Source organism: Bacillus sp. FSL K6-6540 (assembly GCF_038007545.1).
This window is the reverse complement of record NZ_JBBOXH010000001.1, coordinates 1,168,319-1,187,739: the sequence shown is the minus strand read 5'-3', so window position 1 is coordinate 1,187,739 and position 19,421 is coordinate 1,168,319. Positions and strand designations below refer to the sequence as shown.

General features: G+C 50.6%; 15 protein-coding genes. 3 read left to right on the top strand and 12 right to left on the bottom strand.

Annotated elements, in window-relative coordinates; all coding sequences use genetic code 11:
• Nucleotides 1-21: 21 nt before the first annotated feature.
• The 4 genes from MHH82_RS05120 to MHH82_RS05105 form a co-directional block, all read right to left on the bottom strand.
• Nucleotides 22-1,017, bottom strand: coding sequence for an ABC transporter permease (locus MHH82_RS05120; RefSeq protein ID WP_340963938.1), 996 nt, complete (start codon nt 1,015-1,017; stop codon nt 22-24).
• Nucleotides 1,018-1,241: 224 nt separating this feature from the next.
• Nucleotides 1,242-3,506, bottom strand: coding sequence for a helix-turn-helix domain-containing protein (locus MHH82_RS05115; RefSeq protein WP_340963936.1), 2,265 nt, complete (start codon nt 3,504-3,506; stop codon nt 1,242-1,244).
• A 170-nt stretch (nt 3,507-3,676) separates the two neighbouring features.
• Nucleotides 3,677-5,974, bottom strand: a complete 2,298-nt coding sequence (locus MHH82_RS05110) for a thiamine pyrophosphate-dependent enzyme (protein WP_340963934.1) — start codon at nt 5,972-5,974, stop codon at nt 3,677-3,679.
• Entirely contained in the window at nt 5,971-6,993 is a 1,023-nt protein-coding gene (locus tag MHH82_RS05105) for a 2-oxoacid:acceptor oxidoreductase family protein (RefSeq protein WP_036661879.1), read from the bottom strand. Before MHH82_RS05105 ends, MHH82_RS05110 begins: the two co-directional genes overlap by 4 nt.
• A 207-nt stretch (nt 6,994-7,200) precedes the next feature.
• On the opposite strand from MHH82_RS05105, the gene hcp reads away from it, so the two are divergent.
• Nucleotides 7,201-8,886, top strand: coding sequence for a hydroxylamine reductase (hcp, locus tag MHH82_RS05100; protein ID WP_340963930.1), 1,686 nt, complete (start codon nt 7,201-7,203; stop codon nt 8,884-8,886).
• 163 nt (nt 8,887-9,049) lie between these two features.
• Here the strand turns inward: hcp and MHH82_RS05095 are convergent, their stop codons facing one another.
• Together MHH82_RS05095 and MHH82_RS05090 are read right to left on the bottom strand one after the other, a co-directional pair.
• On the bottom strand, nt 9,050-10,066 hold the full coding sequence (locus MHH82_RS05095) for a carbohydrate-binding protein (RefSeq protein ID WP_012819142.1): 1,017 nt from the start codon (nt 10,064-10,066) through the stop codon (nt 9,050-9,052).
• Between the two features lie 457 nt (nt 10,067-10,523).
• On the bottom strand, nt 10,524-11,465 hold the full coding sequence (locus MHH82_RS05090; protein WP_012819141.1) for a zinc-binding dehydrogenase: 942 nt from the start codon (nt 11,463-11,465) through the stop codon (nt 10,524-10,526).
• 120 nt (nt 11,466-11,585) lie between these two features.
• Here MHH82_RS05090 and MHH82_RS05085 point away from each other — a divergent pair, with 120 nt between their 5' ends.
• A complete protein-coding gene (locus tag MHH82_RS05085; RefSeq protein ID WP_251499858.1) occupies nt 11,586-12,488 on the top strand; it encodes a hypothetical protein in 903 nt (300 codons plus the stop codon).
• Between the two features lie 344 nt (nt 12,489-12,832).
• On the opposite strand, the gene rlmD is transcribed toward MHH82_RS05085, so the two are convergent.
• From rlmD to MHH82_RS05065, 4 genes are all read right to left on the bottom strand, one after another.
• Nucleotides 12,833-14,404 (bottom strand): 23S rRNA (uracil(1939)-C(5))-methyltransferase RlmD, encoded by a 1,572-nt coding sequence (gene rlmD / locus MHH82_RS05080; RefSeq protein ID WP_340963920.1) that lies wholly within the window; start codon nt 14,402-14,404, stop codon nt 12,833-12,835.
• 393 nt (nt 14,405-14,797) lie between these two features.
• Nucleotides 14,798-15,679, bottom strand: a complete 882-nt coding sequence (locus MHH82_RS05075; protein ID WP_009592325.1) for a diacylglycerol kinase — start codon at nt 15,677-15,679, stop codon at nt 14,798-14,800.
• Between the two features lie 18 nt (nt 15,680-15,697).
• On the bottom strand, nt 15,698-16,462 hold the full coding sequence (locus MHH82_RS05070; RefSeq protein WP_340963916.1) for a sirohydrochlorin chelatase: 765 nt from the start codon (nt 16,460-16,462) through the stop codon (nt 15,698-15,700).
• 3 nt (nt 16,463-16,465) lie between these two features.
• Nucleotides 16,466-16,756: a YerC/YecD family TrpR-related protein gene (locus tag MHH82_RS05065; RefSeq protein ID WP_009592310.1), complete on the bottom strand. Its 291-nt coding sequence runs from the start codon at nt 16,754-16,756 to the stop codon at nt 16,466-16,468.
• A gap of 292 nt (nt 16,757-17,048) precedes the next feature.
• On the opposite strand from MHH82_RS05065, the gene MHH82_RS05060 reads away from it, so the two are divergent.
• Entirely contained in the window at nt 17,049-17,645 is a 597-nt protein-coding gene (locus MHH82_RS05060; RefSeq protein ID WP_340963912.1) for a hypothetical protein, read from the top strand.
• Between the two features lie 215 nt (nt 17,646-17,860).
• Here the strand turns inward: MHH82_RS05060 and MHH82_RS05055 are convergent, their stop codons facing one another.
• The gene (locus MHH82_RS05055; RefSeq protein ID WP_340963910.1) at nt 17,861-18,226 is read right to left on the bottom strand and encodes a YrhK family protein; all 366 of its coding nucleotides are present in this window, start codon (nt 18,224-18,226) and stop codon (nt 17,861-17,863) included.
• 206 nt (nt 18,227-18,432) lie between these two features.
• On the bottom strand, nt 18,433-19,389 hold the full coding sequence (gene corA / locus MHH82_RS05050) for a magnesium/cobalt transporter CorA (protein WP_090912271.1): 957 nt from the start codon (nt 19,387-19,389) through the stop codon (nt 18,433-18,435).
• Nucleotides 19,390-19,421: the final 32 nt, after the last annotated feature.

Sequence of the window (19,421 nt, the reverse complement as noted above, 5' to 3'; positions counted from 1 at the left end):
TACTGGCTGCGTAGAACAGGCCTACCACAAGCTGCTGTTCGACAGCTTTCTGGCGATGTAATTGACGGACACCAGCAGAATAAGATTGATGACCGAGTTGAAGAGACCGATCGCCGTTGAGAAGCTGAAGCTGGAGCCCAGCAAGCCAACCTTGTACACATAAGTGGATATGACTTCCGACGTGCTTAAATTAAGCGGATTTTGCATCAGGTATATTTTTTCAAATCCTAGTTTCATGATGTTGCCCAGATTGAGAATGAGCAGAATGACCGATACGGGAATAAGGCTTGGTATATCGATGTTCAGAATCTTCTGGATGCGGGACGCGCCATCTACTTTGGCTGATTCGTACAGCTCCGGGTTAACGCCGGACAGTGCTGCGATGTATATAATCGCTCCGTAACCTGTAAATTGCCAAACATCGGACCAGACGTAAATGGACTTAAACAGGCCCGGTATACCCATAAAATTCGTATTACTCATACCTAACATCTCGAAAAATTTACTGATCATCCCCACATTTGGCGTCAAGTTGACGATAATGATCGAAACCATAATCACCGTAGATATGAAATAAGGGGCATATGAAACCATCTGTACCGTCTTCTTGAATAGGCCGTTGCGGATTTCATTCAGCGCGAGTGCCAGCAGGATCGGTGCGGGAAAGCCTACAATCAATCCGTAGAAGCTAATGCCAAGCGTATTCTTAATGTAGAGCCAGAAGTTCGGCGAATCGAAGAACTGGCGAAAATATTTCAGCCCGACCCAGTCGCTGCCCCAGATTCCCTGGATGACGTTATAATTCTTGAATGCGATTACAATACCGGCCATCGGTATGTATTTGAAAATAATCAAATAAAGAACGGGTAACAAGAGAACGAGATACAACTGCCAATGACGCTTAATTTGTTTTCCTCTGGACCTTCCTTTTTTCACTTCTGGCAGCGCTTTCAATATTATGGGAAGTTTCGGTTCCAGGCTTGGTTCGGTTTGAAGCCTAGCGTTCAGTCTCGGCATGCGGGTTAACTCCTTTCGTCCATTCCTACTTTCAGGTCCTTGCGATGTAAACCGAGTGTATACAACAACGACGCCCGGCAACAAGAAACAAAAATAAAAACGATTAACCATTTTCGCCTGGGCCTCCTCATAAAAAGCGAATCAGGGTTCATTCCAGGCGGACGGAACGCCTTAACAACGGGTTCGTTCTCAATCAAAAAAGGCAGCGATCCATGATCGCCGCCTTAACCGTTTTCTACTGCTGAATCATTTTCTCCCCGTTCCTTGGCCTTCCGGCCATTCCTGTATTCGCCCGGGGTAACTCCAGCCGTCCTCTTGAAAACGCGGGTAAACGAAATAGCATGGGCATATCCGACCCGCTCTGCGATCTCCTGCACGGAATAATCGGTTTCCGTCAGCAGCCGCTTCGCTTCCTTCATACGGATATCAATCAGGAAATCAACGAACCTTTGTCCGGTATTTTCCTTAAACAATTTGCTCACATATTTGGCGTTCAGCTGATACCGATCGCCCAGCATTTCAAGGGACAGATCCGGATTCGCATAGTCACGCTCAATTAAATCGCATATGTTTCTAATGATGCTGGAGTATTGGTTGTCATTATGAATCTGCTTCATCTGTTCATAATGCTCCGTCAGCACTTGTTTAATTTCCTGTCTCAATTGTTCCAGAGAATGGGAATTATCTACCTTAACCGTCAGCTTCGGCAATCCCTCCTGTATCCACTTGTTGTAAATTTCCTTGCCGAGTCCCGACATTTCGCGGCCGGTGTAATAAACCAGATAATTCATCAGGCTGAATATTTCATCATTGGTCAAGAAGCTGTTCTTCAGCTGTTCAAACCATTGATCGTAATCCTCGCTCCACTGCTCCTTCTGCATTCTGAAGGACTGGATGATTGCACGAATCTCACCTAAATGCGTATAAACCTCGACAATGCCATGGCTCGAAATATCCTCGCTGCGGATCAAACGATTCTCACCGAGCACGATTTTATACTTTAAGGCTTGCATCGCATCTTTATAGGATTGCGGAATATCGCCAATCTGATCTGTCGACCGACCCATTCCCATCGTAATTGTAAATTTCAAGTTTTGGTGCGTCCATGCCAGGATTTGTTCCGCAATCGGAACCAGTACGGCCTCCTCAAACTTGTCCTGATCCCGTTCTTCAAACAGAATAATGGACAGGTTGGAAGGTGATGTCCATTCCGACCACAGCCGGCAGTCCCATTTGGAAGCGATCTCATCCACGACCGTCCGCAGAGTGAATTTAAGCAGATCTTGATCGGTCTTGGAATAATCCCGGCAGAAATCCCCGTACTTATCAATCTCCAGGATAAGAATACGATATCGATCCAGTGGCAGCGGCAAATTCAGTCGAGCCGCTTCAGACTTCCATTCGGATACAGATAGAGGCGAGTCCCCTTCGATCAGCTGGCGGAACATAAACCGGGTCCTGACATGGAGATCCTCCCGGTATTTCTCCTGATATTCCTTGGATTGTTCCAGTATGTTGTCAAAGGCGGATTCGATAAATGCGAATTCATCCAGCTTCCCCTTACGTCGGTTACTGCTCACCACCGGAAGCGAATAGCTGCTGAAACGGGCAGCGATCTCCTCAATGGGCTTGGAATTTCGCCTGGAAACATAAATCATCCATAGGAAGCCGATGGCAATCATGCCAAGACCTATGATAAACCAAAGATTATAGAGATAAGAGATAGCGCTTACAAAACCGTTGTTCAACAAACCGCTTCCATAGTTCCAATTCGTATAGCTTGATACATACTGGGAATTGACTTGGGATGGCGGACGATCCGCTGTGGTGCCGAACAAATGATTTCCGGAGATATCCTGAACCTGAATGAAGCTCATGTTGGAATCCAGCATCTCTTCGGTAAGCTTGTTCAAGGATTCCGTGCTCACATTGACAACGATCATGCCTAAGTCGTTTTTCATATAAGGCGATCCTCTGACCAGGCTGACCACCTGTTTGCCGCCCTTCATTTTAAATTGTTCGAAATTTCTTGCGCCTGTCCATTTCGGCGTTTTCGATACTTGATATTGTTCAATAAACTCATGGTCCGGATATGTACTTACGTATCCATTCGTGGCATTGCTGAGCACATAGCCGTCCGAATTTCTCACCAGATAAATCGAATCGATCAAGGGATAATAATTAATAATCTCCTTGAGCTTCTGAACAGCTTGAATATTAATATATGGATCGCCAACGGCAGATGATTGGAAAAAATCATTCAAAGCCTTGCTGTTGATGCTTTCGAGGACGATCATATTGTCGATCACCTTCAGGGACGTATCCACCATGCGCATCGCTTGCAAGGAGAGCGATTTATTGGCATTAAGGGCCTCCCGCCGGCTCTGTTCGCTGAACAACTGAAAGAAAACAAAAAATATAAAGGTAATCACAATGACAAAAATAGGCATATAGGAGAGCAATAGACGCTTGTACCAGGATCTCTGCATGATCAACCCTCCCACCGTTTTTTCACAAATTTTTAATTATTATAACTTAAAAAGCACCTTTTGGGTTATAGTTCTCCATAGCCATAACGATACGCCCATACCTAAACCAAAAAAGAAGCGGGACAATGCCCGCTCCGTTGTTGTAAACCTAGTATGCTGAATTGAATATTTTATAGCAGCGAGTTCTCGTGTTTTGCTTTCAGAATCGACCAGCGCCGCTCCACTTCTTTTTCAAATTCGCCAAGCATTTCTTTGTTTTCTTCCTTGAGCAGATGTCTTGATTTGCCCATATATTTCAGCCAGTCGCTGAGCGGCACCTGTTTCTTCTTCGCTTCAGGATCGTACGTAATGTTCGTTTCTCCCTGCTCTACTTCATACAGTGGGAAGAAGTTTGAATTCACGGCCGCGCGGACGATGTTCTCCCCATCCTTGTCGCTCGATTTCCAGTTCAGCGGGCATGTGATCAGCAGCTTGCCGTAGACGGTACCTACATTCTGAGCGTACCACTGCGCTTTGGCCGCCTTTTTCACAAGATCCTGCGGAAATGCTTCCGTCCCCGTGAATACGTATGGAATATGTGCCGCTGCCATCATTTGCACCGTATCTTTATGATGGAACGCTTTGCCCTGCTGCTGTTTGCCGACACCGCACGTACTGGTCATATGCCCTAATGGCGTAGAATACGAAAGCTGTGCACCGGTGTTCATATAGCCTTCATTATCATATTCCAGAATGATCAGATTATGGCCCCGCAGCGCCGTCCCGATGGCCGAGCCCATCCCGATGTCCATGCCGCCGTCGCCGGTCACCATCACAAAAGCGAAATCCTCAGGAACTTCGATTTCCCCGCGGCGTTTCTTCTCAAGGAACGCTTCTACCGTGCCGGATAAAGTAGCCGGTCCGTTCTGGAACAAATTATGAATGAAGCTCTGCTTATGCGAGTTATACGGATACCCCGTTGTTGTGATATAAGCGCAGCCAGTATGGAATAAAGTAACGACATTGCCTTCAATCCCTTTGAAAAAGAGCTCCAGCGCCGGGAAAATACCGCAGCCCGGGCAGGCTCCGTGGCCGGAAGCAAACCGTTTCGGTTTCGCGGCAAGCGCCCGCATCGGCGGCACTTTAACGGCTAGTTTACTTGTCTCTTCATCCACCTTTACGGTGATCAGTCCAGATTTAAAGCTGTCTCCATTCATCGGGGCAATGACCGGCTGCAGTCTTTGCTCCTCAGCTCCTGGTGTTTGGCCGTAATAATCAAACGGCACTTTGGCATAACCGAGCTCCATGGCCTCGATCGTCAAGGCAAAAAAAGCTTCCGCGTCATCCGCGTAATAGTCTTTCCCCCCAAGTCCAAATATGCGCGACAGCACAATAGGCTGCGGACCACGGATTTCCTGCAGGGCCGCTTTGACCTCATGGGTCAGATTGGCCCCATGTGCGCCGTAAGAATCGGCACGTTCGCCAACCAGCAGCGCTTTGACACCTGTCAACGCCTCGCGGATTTCTCTTGCCGGGAACGGCCGAAGAATATTCGGGCTGATTATGCCTGCTTTAATTCCTTTCGCCCGCAGCCGATCCACGACGTCTTTGGAGGATTCGGCCGCCGAATTGAGGAGGAATAAAGCCACCTCCGCGTCTTCCATGCGGTACAGATCAAGCGGCGAATAGGATCTTCCGGACAAAGCCGCGTATTCCTCTGCCACTTCCTTGAATACCTCGCCCGCACGGTACATGGCGTTTGACTGTTGGAAGTGGTTGTTCATCAAATCGTCGCCGTTCATATAAGCCCCAACAACGATCGGGTTGTTCTCGTCCAGCACATGCGGATATTCAGGCGCCTGTTCCCCTACAAACCCCTGAACGGTTTCCCGGTTCGTGAATATTTGTACCCGGCGTTTCTGGTGCGATGTAAAAAATCCGTCATAAGCTACAATGACCGGCAGGCGTACGTCTTCATGTTCAGCGATTCGCAGCGCCATAATATTCATGTCATACACGGCCTGCGGTGAACGGGCGGTCAAAATCACCCAGCCGGTGTTCAGGCCGTAGTAAAGATCCGAATGGTCACCGCGAATATCCAGCGGTCCGCTGACTGCACGCGTCACCAAATTCATGACCATCGGGAAACGTGTGCCCGCTTGCACAGGAAGCTGTTCGATCATATACAGGAAACCATTTGCGCTGGTAGCATTGAATACCCGTGCTCCGGCTGCGGCCGCACCGTAGCAAATCCCCGCCGATCCATGTTCGCCGTCAGCTGGAATGAGCTTGATGTCATGTTCGCCGCGTGTACGCATCATGTCAAGATATTGGGCGATTTCCGTAGAAGGAGTAATCGGAAAATAACCCATAATGTGATAATTAATTTGGGCAGCCGCCATGGCAGCCATTTCGTTTCCCGATTCGAAAACTGCCGTTTGAGCGGCCGCCAGCTTGTTCTCCGTTGTTTCTTGAATTTGCATATTCATGATCGGACTCCCTCCGCAGTTATATAGGGAAATGATTGCGGCACACGGTGCTGCTCCGCATAATGCGGCTCTTCTAACATGGCAGCTAAAGCGGTGGTCGGACAAGCTTCGATACACTTCAAGCAGCCTTTGCAATACTGATAATCGATACCTTTCATAAACATCTGCATGTTGCCGCGCTTATCCGGTTTCTTCTCCCACACGATGCAGAAATCCGGACATACCGTATCGCAGGCGGCACAGTGTATGCAGTCCTCGATCTTGTATTCTGGCAAATATCCCTGCCGAGAGCCGCTAAGATCCTTCAGGACACTGTTCGCCGTAACGTTCAGAATCCCGCCCAGCTCCTGCGTGTCATATCCAAGAATCGGCTGCGGTCTTGCAAAAGCGATTGGGTCTATAAGCGCTGAGCCATTTCCTAAGGAAAGGAACCGGACTTCGTTATATCCTCTGTCAAAGGTCCGCACATTCGCTTCCACGAGGTGGGGCAGCTTCTTCTCAAATGTTGTGCGGATCACCTGCCGCATATCGTCCGGGTCTAGAAAGCTGCAAATCCGGAACAAAGCCCCCAGCATGGCCGTATTCACTTTGGTTTTTTCCTCAACGGAAATTTTCAGCGCATCAACTACGGCCAGCGTTCCCTGCTTCATGTTCAGATCCACGGCCACTTCGGAAAGGGCTCGCGCCGTATTCACAAGTACCGTTCCATCAGGCTGTAATCCGCTTATGACATCGATCGTCTTATACAAGGCTTCATGAAATACGCCGACGACATGCGGCTGCTCAATGGGACTGTGATCGCGGATTTCCACCTCGGAATCGCAGAACCTTACGAAGCTCTTCACCGGCGACCCTTTTTTCTCCGAACCATAGCTGGAAAAATTCGAACCGTTAAGTCCGGAACCGGTAACCCCAGCTTCGGCCAGCATTTTTCCGGCCAGATTGGCGCCAAGCCCGCCGATGGATTCGAGACGGATCTCGAAAAATCCCAGTTCATTCTTTTGAGGTAAAATCGACATGTTCTCTCCTCATTTCTTCTTAGGTCATTAATTCCAGTTTAAAAGAAGAAACGGACCGGGTTTGTGATTAAACTCACTACTCAAAAAATTGTGATTCCAATCACTATGTCGGTTGTGGGAGCGAAGTATACTGTCTTCAACAGTCCAATTGCGAGGCAATCATTTACTGACCTTACGACTAATAATCACAAAATTGGAGGAGAAATCATGAATAATAACGCCCAAGAGAGCTTACAGCATCAGCCGTCCATGTTCTGCTTTCAATGTCAGGAAGCATCCAAAGGAACAGGCTGCACCATTGTCGGCGTATGCGGCAAACCGCATGATGTGGCAAACCTGCAGGATTTGCTGATTTATCTGCTGAAAGGTATCTCTTTTCTCAGTCTGGATGTCCGGCTGCCGGAGGTGCTTGAACAGCGCGTATCGCTGTTTATGATGGACTCCTTGTTTGCAACGATTACGAACGCCAACTTTGACCGCGAGGTTTTTGTGGGAAGAATCCGGGAAGCGATCGAGCTCCGCGGCGAGGTGCGCACCTATTATAACGAACAATATCCGGAAGGAACCGCCAATCTCCCTGATGCTGCCGTCTGGCAAGCGGATAACGAAGCTTCTTTTGATGAAAAAGCACGAACGGTTGGTGTCCTCTCGACCCGCAATGAAGACATCCGCTCGCTGCGCGAATTGATTACGTACGGCTTGAAGGGGATGGCTGCTTATACGTACCACGCGCTTCATCTGGAGAAGGATGATAACGAATTAAACCGTTTTATGCGCCGTGCGCTTGCCGCCACGCTTGACGACAGCCTTGAAGTGCAGGATCTGGTCGCTTTGACGATGGAAACCGGTAAATACGGCGTAAACGCCATGGCGATGCTGGATGAAGCGAACACCTCGGTTTACGGAAATCCGGAAATTACGAAGGTCAATATCGGGGTAAGCAACCGGCCCGGCATTCTCATCAGCGGCCATGATCTGAAGGATTTGGAGGAGCTGCTGAAGCAGACGGAAGGAACCGGCGTGGACGTGTACACGCACAGTGAGATGCTGCCTGCCCACTATTATCCGGCATTCAAGAAATATGAGCATTTTGTAGGCAATTACGGGAATGCCTGGTGGAAGCAGAATAGTGAATTCGCTGCCTTTAACGGACCGATATTAATGACGACCAACTGTATCGTCCCGCCGAAAGACAGTTATAAGGACCGGATCTATACAACAGGCAACACCGGGTTTCCGGGTGTCCGCCATATTCCAGAAGGAACAAACGGTGCTCCCAAAGACTTCTCCCTACTAATCGAGCAAGCGAAAGGATGCCCCGCTCCAACGGAGCTTGAAACGGGTGAGATCATCGGCGGTTTCGCTCATGCCGCTGTGATGAACGTGGCCGATCAAGTCGTTGATGCCGTGAAATCCGGGGCGATCCGCCGCTTCTTCGTCATGGCCGGCTGCGATGGACGGATGAAATCCCGCAGCTATTACACCGATTTTGCGGCTGAACTTCCAACAGACACGGTCATTCTAACTGCAGGCTGTGCCAAATACAAATACAATAAACTGGATCTAGGCGAAATCGGCGGTATTCCGCGGGTCCTGGACGCTGGTCAATGCAATGATTCTTACTCCCTCGTCGTGATTGCATTGAAGCTGAAGGAAGTATTCGGCCTTGAGGATATTAATGATCTGCCGATTTCCTATAACATTGCCTGGTATGAGCAAAAAGCGGTGATCGTGCTGCTTGCCCTGCTATATCTTGGCGTTAAACATATTCATCTGGGCCCTACGCTCCCTGCATTCCTGTCGCCTAACGTTGCCAAAGTCCTCGTGGAAAACTTCGGCATCGGCGGCATTACCAATGTGGAAGATGACATGAAGATGTTCCTTGGCGCCTAATTAGTAGTCGAAGAAAACCTGATAAAGAAAAAAGGGCTTGGGTTATGCAAGCAATGATCTGCTTGGTAACTCATGCCCTTTCAAATTAAATAAGCCGCTTCCACTCAACAAGAAAATCCTTCCACGTCTCGCTATTTTTCAATTTACCTATCAATGTAACACCTTAATTCTTACCGCCATAGCCCTTATAAGTAGCGTAAACTGCATCTGCATATTGATCTGCCAGAATCGGACGGCCATAAGAATCCGTAGCTCCCGGATACCAGTTATCTCCACCGTTGTAGTGTAATAATCCGTTGTAGATATTTCCAAACTTCGTAATCTTCTCATTTAAAATCAACGCGCCCAGATATACCTGATCTTGTTCACTGCTATGATTATACGCACGGCCAAATTTTGAGCTGAATTGAGATAAATACGCATTGCGTGTGTTTGGTTCTACCTGCATCAATCCGTCGCCGGCCGATGGACTACCTGGTAAACCTGCTCCAAAGCTGCTTTCCTTTTTGATAACAGCACTTAGCAATAAAGCAAAATCTCCGCCTTTCCCATAGGCATTGTCCGCATTCATGACATATGTCCATATATGGCTTGGAACCTCGGCAGGCTTTGTTACTGTAGGAGGTGGTGAACCCGTATAAATCTTGACCGATGACATTTTGTCATTGATCGTGTTGCCAACCCAGGAAGAATCTGAAGTAAAGGTCCACTTGGTTCCTCCAAAATTATCATTCTCATATACTTCAACCGTCCAACCGCTTGGAACCTTAAGAGACGACATCCAGTCATTCGGAATTCCGTTTGCGTTCAACTGAGACAGTGTATAATTCCCTATTCCGAGTGTCACTGCTTTACCTCCATAGTTTATATCTGCATAGAATGTTACTCCGTTCGTTGTCGGTGGTGTCGTTGGTGGCGTAGTTCCGCCGCTACCGCCTTTCTGCCATAAAGCAGGGACATTGGACGGTTCCCAACCTACGAGAGAAGTATGTGCCTGAAGACAGGTATAAGTGCTTCCACTATAGGTTACTGTGTCATTTACTGCATATGCCGTATTTGGAGCCCATGTCCCTCTAGCGGCTGCGTTTACTGACGGTAAGGCTGCGCAAAATGTAGATAGAAATACTACTAGAACTAGCAAAAGTGATAGGGGCTTAAAAGAAAACCTTTTATTAGTCATTTTCAAACCTCCTTGTTTCTTTATTTATCTGTAGCGCTCCCATGAGACATGCCACAGATTTTTACTGTGCTATTATCTTACTTTATTTACATTTTCTAAATTAATTCCGCAATTTTTTGATGTTACGGTAGGAATATATGTAGATCGGGACCCAAAAGCAATTAAAGTCGTACTAAACAGAAGAAAGACTATTTTGACGAGTTGAAGCTCCTCCCTGATTCAATAAAAAAACCGAGGAAAAACAGGAGTGGATACCTGAATTTCGCCCGGCTTGTAACACAACTTTAGGCTTTAACACGACTTTATAGGCTTTGAGATGACTTTAATTGCGTTCTACTCCTAACGCACTAACAGTGCGCAACACTCCACATGAATCGTGTGCGAAAGATTTGCGATATTAGCTATATCTTCGGCAAAGAATCAGGGTTACATGCTGATGATCAAATATTTTTACCAATTAACCCAAGTGAAGCACGGCTTTTCCTGAGAATTTCCGTTCCATCAGACTGCGGGCCACGCTGTCAATCTCGGTCCAAGGCGTCTCCACTTCGATCCGTGGCGTTAACCGCCCATCTGCGACCAATCCGGCCAGCAAGCTCAGATCGTCCGCAGCTGATTGACGATTAAGTTCGTCTCCGAGAAAGAAACTGTACAATGTTCTTCCTCCTCTCGTCACCAGATTACTCATATCAATCGTCGCGATATTTGAAGAGGAAAATCCTAAAGCAACGCAAATGCCTTGCGGCGCAAGCTGCGGCAGCAAGGCAGCCAGTGTATCCCCGCCTACCGAATCGATGATCAGATCGTACGGACCGAATTGGTGGGCTGATGAAATTGCCGAATATCCAATGATAACTTCTTCAGCTCCCGCCTCTCGAACAAGCTCGGCCTTCTCTTCCGTGCTGGCCGTACCTACAATGTATGCGCCGGACTGTGCCGCCAGCTGGTGAGCGAACAGTCCAACCCCACCAGTAGATCCTGTAATGAAAATGCGCTTTCCGAGCAGCATGCCGCCTTTTCTAAGTGCATAAAGCGCCGTCAGGCCCGCTACGGGTAAGGTAGCCGCTTCCGTAAAAGTGAGCTTGTCCGGGATTTGGGCCAACATCGACACGGGAGCAGCAACCTGCTCGCTCCAAGCTCCCATCGGGAGCAAACCGACAACCCGGGCCCCTTTCTGCGGACCTGCACCGTTTTTGGCCGGCTCGATGACAATTCCGGCGAAATCCCAGCCGGGGCGCCTAGATGCTTCCTGCTCCTTGACGTCTTTCACTTCTCCGCGATTAAGAGAGACGGTTTTCACTTGCACGAGTGCTTCCCAAGGCTGGGCCTGTGGTGCTTCAACTTCCTTGAACGCCAAATGTGACGGAGCAAGCGGATCAACTACTATGGCACGAATCATATTGTATCTCCTCCATTCGTTATGCGTCATTAGATGACTTTCGTTTTCATTGAGGAGTATAATTTAACTAAATGATTATCCCAAGTGCAGAACTACACTTCATAAAGAGGGGGAGAGAAGATGGATATACCTACTACGGAGAATTCCAGACTTAAAATCGTAATCGGAGAGATCGAAGCGTTGCGGATGAAACGCCAGCACGAGCTTGCCGACCGGCCTCACCCGTACTTAAAACGATTTACCCAACAAGAGCTGAACGACGAGGCATTTCCATCGTATAAAAATCTGCTGGTTGGGCGTTCCCGGCGCATACCGGATCGTCAGACGATCATAAATATTGCAGAATATCTTGATTGTACTTCCGACGAGCGTAACGATCTGCTAATGGCAGCCGGTTACCTTCCGATCCAGACTGAACTGGAGGGACGGGCGCTGGAGCGTGCATTGGAATGGTCGCATCTAACGATGAGAAGCATTCCTTTTCCTGCGATGATTGTAACACACACACAGGATATCAAGGGGGTTAACGAGCCGTTTCGCCATTTGTTCGATATCCCATTGGACCGTAATTACGATGGATTAATGAACAGGATTGATTTACATTTTAATTCCGATTTGCCTATCCGGTCCCGCTCAACTTTCGATAAAGCTTCGTTCGAGCAGTGGGAAGCACACGCCAAAAACGGGATAAATGCGTTTAAGCGAGAACACATACTTTCCCGTTACGATGCGTGGTATCAAAAATTGTTTCATAAATTCCAGAAATATAACGTGGACGAATATCCGAATGTGCTGGATGCAGGGGAAGAAATTGATCATGTGCAAACCATACTAGCCAGAATCGAAAGCTCCGGCGAGCTTGTTCCCATTCGCTACAGACAGATTTCAATTTCTGCAGGCAGCCGTTTATATCCGCAGATCGCGGTTTTCCTGCCGGTCGATGCTGCCGCGCGTAAAGTTTTCGAGGACCTAGGATGTCCTACGGATTGTGAATTTTCCATTGATGGAATATCTTATTCCTAGAAATCATTTTCGGACGAAGTAAAGTTGGTCCAAAAGATGCCTGGGTTGCTTTGTTCCTATCTATGTAGCCTTAAAGTTTAAATGTTGATTGTCAGGAAATAAACCGGTGCTGTAGTTCAGGCTTTCCATTCTTCTTGAACTGGCGGATACGGGACTTCAAGAATTGATATCCTTCATAGGAGGGAAACTCAACGATAGTCAACCACCAATCATTGAGAAGGACTCGTGGACGGACGGCGGTTCGCTATTAAAGATTAACCTCCTATGACCAACTTTCCTTCATGTGCAAAAAAAAGAGAGGGGTTCACCCCCTCTATGCTATGTCCGCCAATACATCTCAACTATTAGTCTTTCCAAACCAACACCGCCACGCTCTCCACATGCACCGTATGCGGAAACATATCCACCGGCGTAACCTCCACCGTCCGATACCCACCATCTTCGAGTATCCTTAAATCCCTTGCCAACGTAGACGGATTACAACTCACATATACCACGCGCTCCGGCTTCATCTCAAGAATCGTCTCCAAGAGTTGCGGATCGCAGCCCTTACGCGGTGGATCAACCACGATGACATCCGCCTCGATGCCCTGCTCTTTCCAGCGCGGGATCACGTCTTCGGACGCGCCGACTTCAAACTCCACATGCTTCATACCGTTCAGTTCTGCATTGGCACGCGCATCCTCGATCGCTTCCTTCACGATCTCGACCCCATACACCTTCTTGGCATGTTGGGCCAAGAACAGGGATATCGTCCCGATGCCGCAATACGCATCGATCACGGTCTCCTCCCCAGTTAATCCCGCATACTCCACCGTCTTACCGTAGAGCACTTCGGTCTGAGCCGGATTCACTTGGTAGAAGGAACGTGCGGAAATCGCGAACTTCACATCGCCGATATAGTCATGGATGACCTCACGACCCCACAGGACGCGAGTCACCTCTCCAAAAATAACGTTTGTTTTGCGTGTGTTCACGTTCTGACAAACGCTTACCACAGCAGGGAGTTCCTCACGGATGGCAGCGATCCACTCGTTCACGCGCGGTATCCGCTCGCCGTTCGTGACGAGCACAATCATCATCTCCCGGGTAGCAAAACCGATCTTTACCACGACATGGCGAAGTAGGCCTTGGCCTGTCTCTTCATTGTAGGCGGTGATGCCGAGCTTCCGTCCGATGGCTTTGACACGGCTGACGACTTCGTCGTTCTGCTCATGCTGGATGAGGCACGTCTCCATGTCCACGATCCGGTGGCTGCCCCGGGCGTAGAAGCCGCCGACCAGGCCGCCTTCCGTTACGCCGATCGGCACCTGGGACTTGTTGCGGTAGCGCCAAGGCTCGCTCATACCGAGTGTCGGCCGCACGAGGATCCCCTCTTGATCTGATTCAACGCCGGACACGGCAGGATTGGTCCCATTGGTTTCAGAAATCTCAATGTCCCCTCCACCATCTGTGCCACTCCGCTTGTCGTCCACACATGTCTCTCCAGCAATTGCCGACTCACGCACCACCCGCAGCTTCCCGATCCGCTCCAGATTGTCCACCACCAGCTGGCGCTTCCACTCCAGTTGACCGGCATAATTCATATGCTGCAGCTGGCAGCCGCCGCATTGGTCGTAGATCGGGCATGGGGCCGCGATGCGGTTCGGGCTCTGCTCGACCAGCTCAAGCAGCTTGGCATAGCCATACTGCTTCTTGGTCTTGAGCACCTTCACCCGGGCCTTCTCGCCAGGCAGGGCACCCTGAACGAACAGGGTGTAGCCGTCGGCACGGCCAACCCCTTCCCCGTCATGGTTCATTCCAATAATATCGATCACGACTTCGTCGTTCTTGGCCACCGGCAGGTCCAGGAGGGCCGCCGAAGCCGCCGGCTTGCCGCTGCGGCGCGTGTCGCTTCCCTTGCGGTTCTTCTTCATGATGTGCTGTTCACTTCTTTCCGTTCAACTTGTCCCTTACCACTCTATATTCCCCATCGGAGTCCCATCCATAATCGAAATGAATGATCTTCCGTTAACCTTCACTCGCTTAAACAACAAAAAGCTCCCCCAAGGGAGCTTAGCGCACAAGCTCACGTCCATCATTATACGGGAGCCTCGTATGTTATTCAATCCATTCTGCCTGCAAATCCAATCATTTACTTACAAGAGTCTGGAGCCTAAGCGGCGATCCTCGGCCCGTTCCATCTCGTCCCATGGCCCATCGCCATAATCGCCTATCATCGCTAATACGGTCAGTCCCCGCTGAGCCTTCGGCAGCAACCATTACGCCTTAGGCGCCCGTTGCCTTCCGCGTCTCTACCATCCACCATCTCAGCCAAAAATCCGCAAATGCTGCGGCAGAACGCGGAACGTGCCCGGCAGAACGCCGCCGAACTCGCCGTCCAGGTTCAGCTGAACCGGTCCCGGGGAGACGACCTCCATATAGTCGGTGCGGAAATGCACGACACGCTTGTCGTTGATGTGCTCGCCGCGAAGAGCTAGCGTAGCCACACGCACGAACTCCGCCAGATTGCACTTTCGCAGCGCAATGACGTCGAACAAGCCGTCGTCGATGCTCGCGCCCGGCGCGATTTTGTCGAAGCCGCCAACCGAGTTGCTGTTCGCAATGAGGAACACCATGAACTCGTCATGGATCGCCGGATGACCGCTGGCGTTAATGATGAGCTCCTGCGGCGCGAGGCTGACCATTTTCTCGATCCCCTTCAAATAATACGCCAGCTGCCCGATCATCGTCTTCAGCTTGCTTGGTACCTCATACGTGAGCTCGGTCAGCGTGCCGCCGCCCGCGATGTTGATGAAGTAACGATCATTCGCTTTGCCCACGTCAATCGGACGCGTCTCTCCCCGAATCACCAGATCGCAGTACTCCTCCCAGTTCTTCGAGATGCCGAGCGCCCGCGCAAAATCGTTCGTGGTCCCCAGCGGGAATATGCCCAGCGGCGGGAGGTTATCCCTGCCGGCCATCCCGTTGATGACCTCATTAAGCGTACCGTCTCCGCCGGCCGCGATCACAAGATCGTACCCGCGCTCGACGGCATCCGCCGCTTCGCGAGTCGCATCCCCCTCTCCGGTCGTTGCATGACAGGAGGTTTCGATGCCAGCACTGTCCAGACGGTGCAATATATCAGCAAGCCGACGCTTCATTTCCTCCCGGCCGGAGGTTGGGTTATAGATTAACCTTGCATTTCTCATTAACGATACGCCACCTACTTATGATTTCAAGGATTGAAGAAGACGTTTGGCCTGCGACTCCATCCACTGCGGCAGCAGCGGATGCGGAAGCAAGGTCCTGCCGGAATACCGGCATTCCAGCCCCTGGAGCCGATCGGGTATTACCTTCTCCGTAAAATACCCCTCACTCAAAAAAAGCGGAGCTACGATCACATCGCAGCCGCGCTCCATCCATGCTGTCACCTTGTCCCGCACATCGCCGGGACTGAGTAAGGCATAATCCGCGCCGGTTCCGCTTACCTCGCTAACTCGCTGTGCCAAAGAGTTAATACCCTTTTCCCAGCGGCTGCGAAACAGATCATGCCTGCTGCCGTGTCCGACGAGGAGAATGACCTCCTTCGCCGGGTTCGCGGACAGCTCTTTCACCTTATCCCATACCATGGCCGCAATCTCGGGATCGTCGTCCATCGGCGTACCGAAATGAACGCGGGACCGAACCCGATACGGCGCCAGGTCCGTCTCCATGTCCGGAACGGCCTTCGCTCCTATAGCATAAGCTATTTCGTCGACATGTGTGCTGCCGGACGAGACAAATAGAGGAATGACCACAATGTCGGTGACACCCTGGTCTTCCAAGGCCGTGATGCCGTCCTGAATCAGACGGCCCTCTACCAATTCCAGGTACGAAGATACGACCGGTATATCCATACGGGAAGCCAGTTCGTGGACGGCCTCGTCCACAAGCGACACCCATTTCCGTTCACGTGAGCCATGACTGATGACCAGCACACCCGGCTTCGTCATGAATTAACGTCCCAGACGCTCCAGCGTCATTTTGTAACCGTCATTGCCGTAATTCAGGCAGCGCTTCACGCGCGAAATCGTGGCGGTACTGGCTCCCGTTTCTGCTTCAATCTGGTTGTATGTGCATCCCTTGCCCAGCATGCGCGCCACTTCCAGCCGCTGCGACAAGGATTGGATTTCGTTCACGGTACAGAGATCGTCGAAGAATACATAACATTCCTCCACGCTGTCCAGGGTTAATATCGCTTCGAATAATTGATCGATGCTTTTATCATTTAGCTTCTTTAATTGCACTGGATGATCATCCCCTATTGTTACTGTGTGTATAACACTCGCACTCCCATTGTACCCGAGCGGATATAGTATTTTCAAGCATTAACGATTTCACGCACTACAGGACAACCACCCCTTAGGGGGGCTCATCCCGCATAAACGCTCTCATTCACGGCCGAAAGAGGCGCGCTAAAATCTTCCTGGGCCATCGCCCGATTCCGCTCCTATCCCGAAAATCGGGACATCCGCCTAAACCCATCGCCCGCCCGTATCATACAGTATAGTATCTTAACTCAAAAAGGAAAGTGATATCATGACGCGTCATTCTCACTATTATCATCGCCGACCCACGAATAACCATCGCTCCCTCAATTCATATGAATCACTGCCGCAGGATCCAACACCGTACCCTGGCATCACGCCATACGGCGATTATCCGGAAGTCGGTGAAACTGCGTTATATCCATATACCGACGGCGTAACGGATCTGGAGGCTTCGGCTTCGGCTTCGGCTCTCGCTCCCTCCACGAATTCCGGCGGCGGCGGGCTGGCAGGTCTCCTCGGCGGAGGAGGCGGCAGCGGCGGTGGATTAAGCAAGCTCCTCGGCGGGCTCGGAGTCAACAATATGAGCGACATCAAGGGCCTCATCGACCGGATGGGCGGCATCGACGGCATCGTCAACAACATCGGCAAGGTACAAAAGGTCATGCAGGGCTTCCAGCAGCTTGCGCCCATGTTCTCCGTGCTGGCAGGCGCACTTAAGAAGAAGGGTAGCGGATCGTCTTCGACTGCCTATACGGATCAGAATGAAGACGGCTACGAATACAGACCGAGAAGACGGCGGTCCTCGGGAAGCAGACGCCGCTCCGGCTCGCGCAAATCGTCTTCCGGCAAAAGACGGCGCCGTTAACCTATGTAATCGGTGCACACGACCCTTTATATGCCGTGCAATTTTAATCAAACAGTGCAGGTTCTGATCAGCGAAGTATCAGATCTGTCGGGATGGGTCCATCAGATACGTTAGGGCCCACCATGGCGGTATGCACGGAACCCTCATACATCACGCAGGCTCCAGTCTGTCCCCCCAGACTGGAGCCCTATCTTTTTTTTCAGCCTATATAATCATCATCGCGTCCAATCCCCTTCGGGACCGGCTTCTTTATTCTCGACGTTTTCCAGCGATTTTAACCGGAACCAATATGATCCGCGCAAACCGGAACGCAGCAGCATCGTGATACTGCCGAGCAGGTACAGCACCGTCGGGATTCGTTTCATCTGGGGATAGAACATCATGATGCTGCCTGCAATGAACAGCAGGCCCGTGGCGATCTCGCTGATGACCATGCCCACCTCGTAACGGTTCGTGACGGCGAGCTTTCGTTTTCGTTTCCAAGCTAAGCGAAGCATCCGGCGCAGCAGCCGGGAACGCAAAGGCTCGTCAGGTTGACGCGATGAACGCTTCTTAGGATGTTGTTTGAGCCCGAGTTTCATATGCAGTCCCTCCTCAGCAAGCCTTTACCCTTTACGAAAGAACAAGAAACGACAGCTATTTAGCATTCGCTCTTCTTGTATGGGACAACCTTCCCCGCTTTATCTCTCTTCAAACTACCGCTAACCCAGAACTTCGGCCGACACAGATCCACCAGCTGAATCCCTGCTTCCGTTGGCTTAACAGTATTTACCGCCTTAGAACCTCCTTATTTAAACCAGCCTCTGCGCATAAACCACAACACCATGCCGCCGCCCAGTACGAACATGAGAAGGAGCACGAAGAAGTAACCGTAATGCCACCCCAGCTCCGGCATGTTCTCGAAATTCATTCCATATATCCCGGCGATCAAGGTGAGCGGCATGAAGATCGTCGTGATGACGGTTAACGTCTTCATGATCGTATTCATCCGGTTCGAATTCACCGATATGTAGCTATCCCGAAGATCCGCTGTCATCTCGCGGTCCGCCTCGATCATGTCCGCCAGCTTCAGCAGATGGTCATAAATGTCTGAAAAATAAGCATGGTGCGCGTGATGCTCCATATGCTGCGAGTTCACGATCCGGTACAGCAGATCCCGCATCGGCACCACCGTGCGCCGCAGGCGGAGCAGCCTTGAACGCAGCGCGAAGACCTGATTCATCAGATCCTCGACCGAATCCTTCTCCCCTTGGCTTTCCAGCTCGGCCAGCTCGTCCTCGATGGCAAACAGGCTGGGAAAATACTGGTCCACCAGCTTATCCATAATCGTATACGCCGTGAAGCTCGGGCCGTCCTGGCCCAGCGGCCCCTTGCCGGCAGCCGAGAGCACGCGTTCCCAAGCCTCGTCCATTTCCGGCAGCGCCTGCTGGTGGAAGGAGACCACGAACGAAGGGGCCAGGAACACATCCACCTCGACCGCCTGCAGCGTATCCGGCTGAAGGGCATGCAGGACAAAGAACTGCATGTTGTCGTAATAATCCAGCTTCGGCCGCTGCAGGACGTGCAGGCAATCCTCCACCGCCAGCGGATGAAAGTGAAAATAGCTCTCCAGCTTCCGCGCTTCCTCCGGCGTAGGATTGCTGAAATCGGCCCAGATCCAGGCATAGTCCTCCATTCGGATCTCTTCCAGCGTAAGCCCGGTCACCGGTTCATAGCTTGGCGTAATCGCCAGTACGCGTATCATGATTGGCTGTCCCCTTCCCCTGCACCATCGAT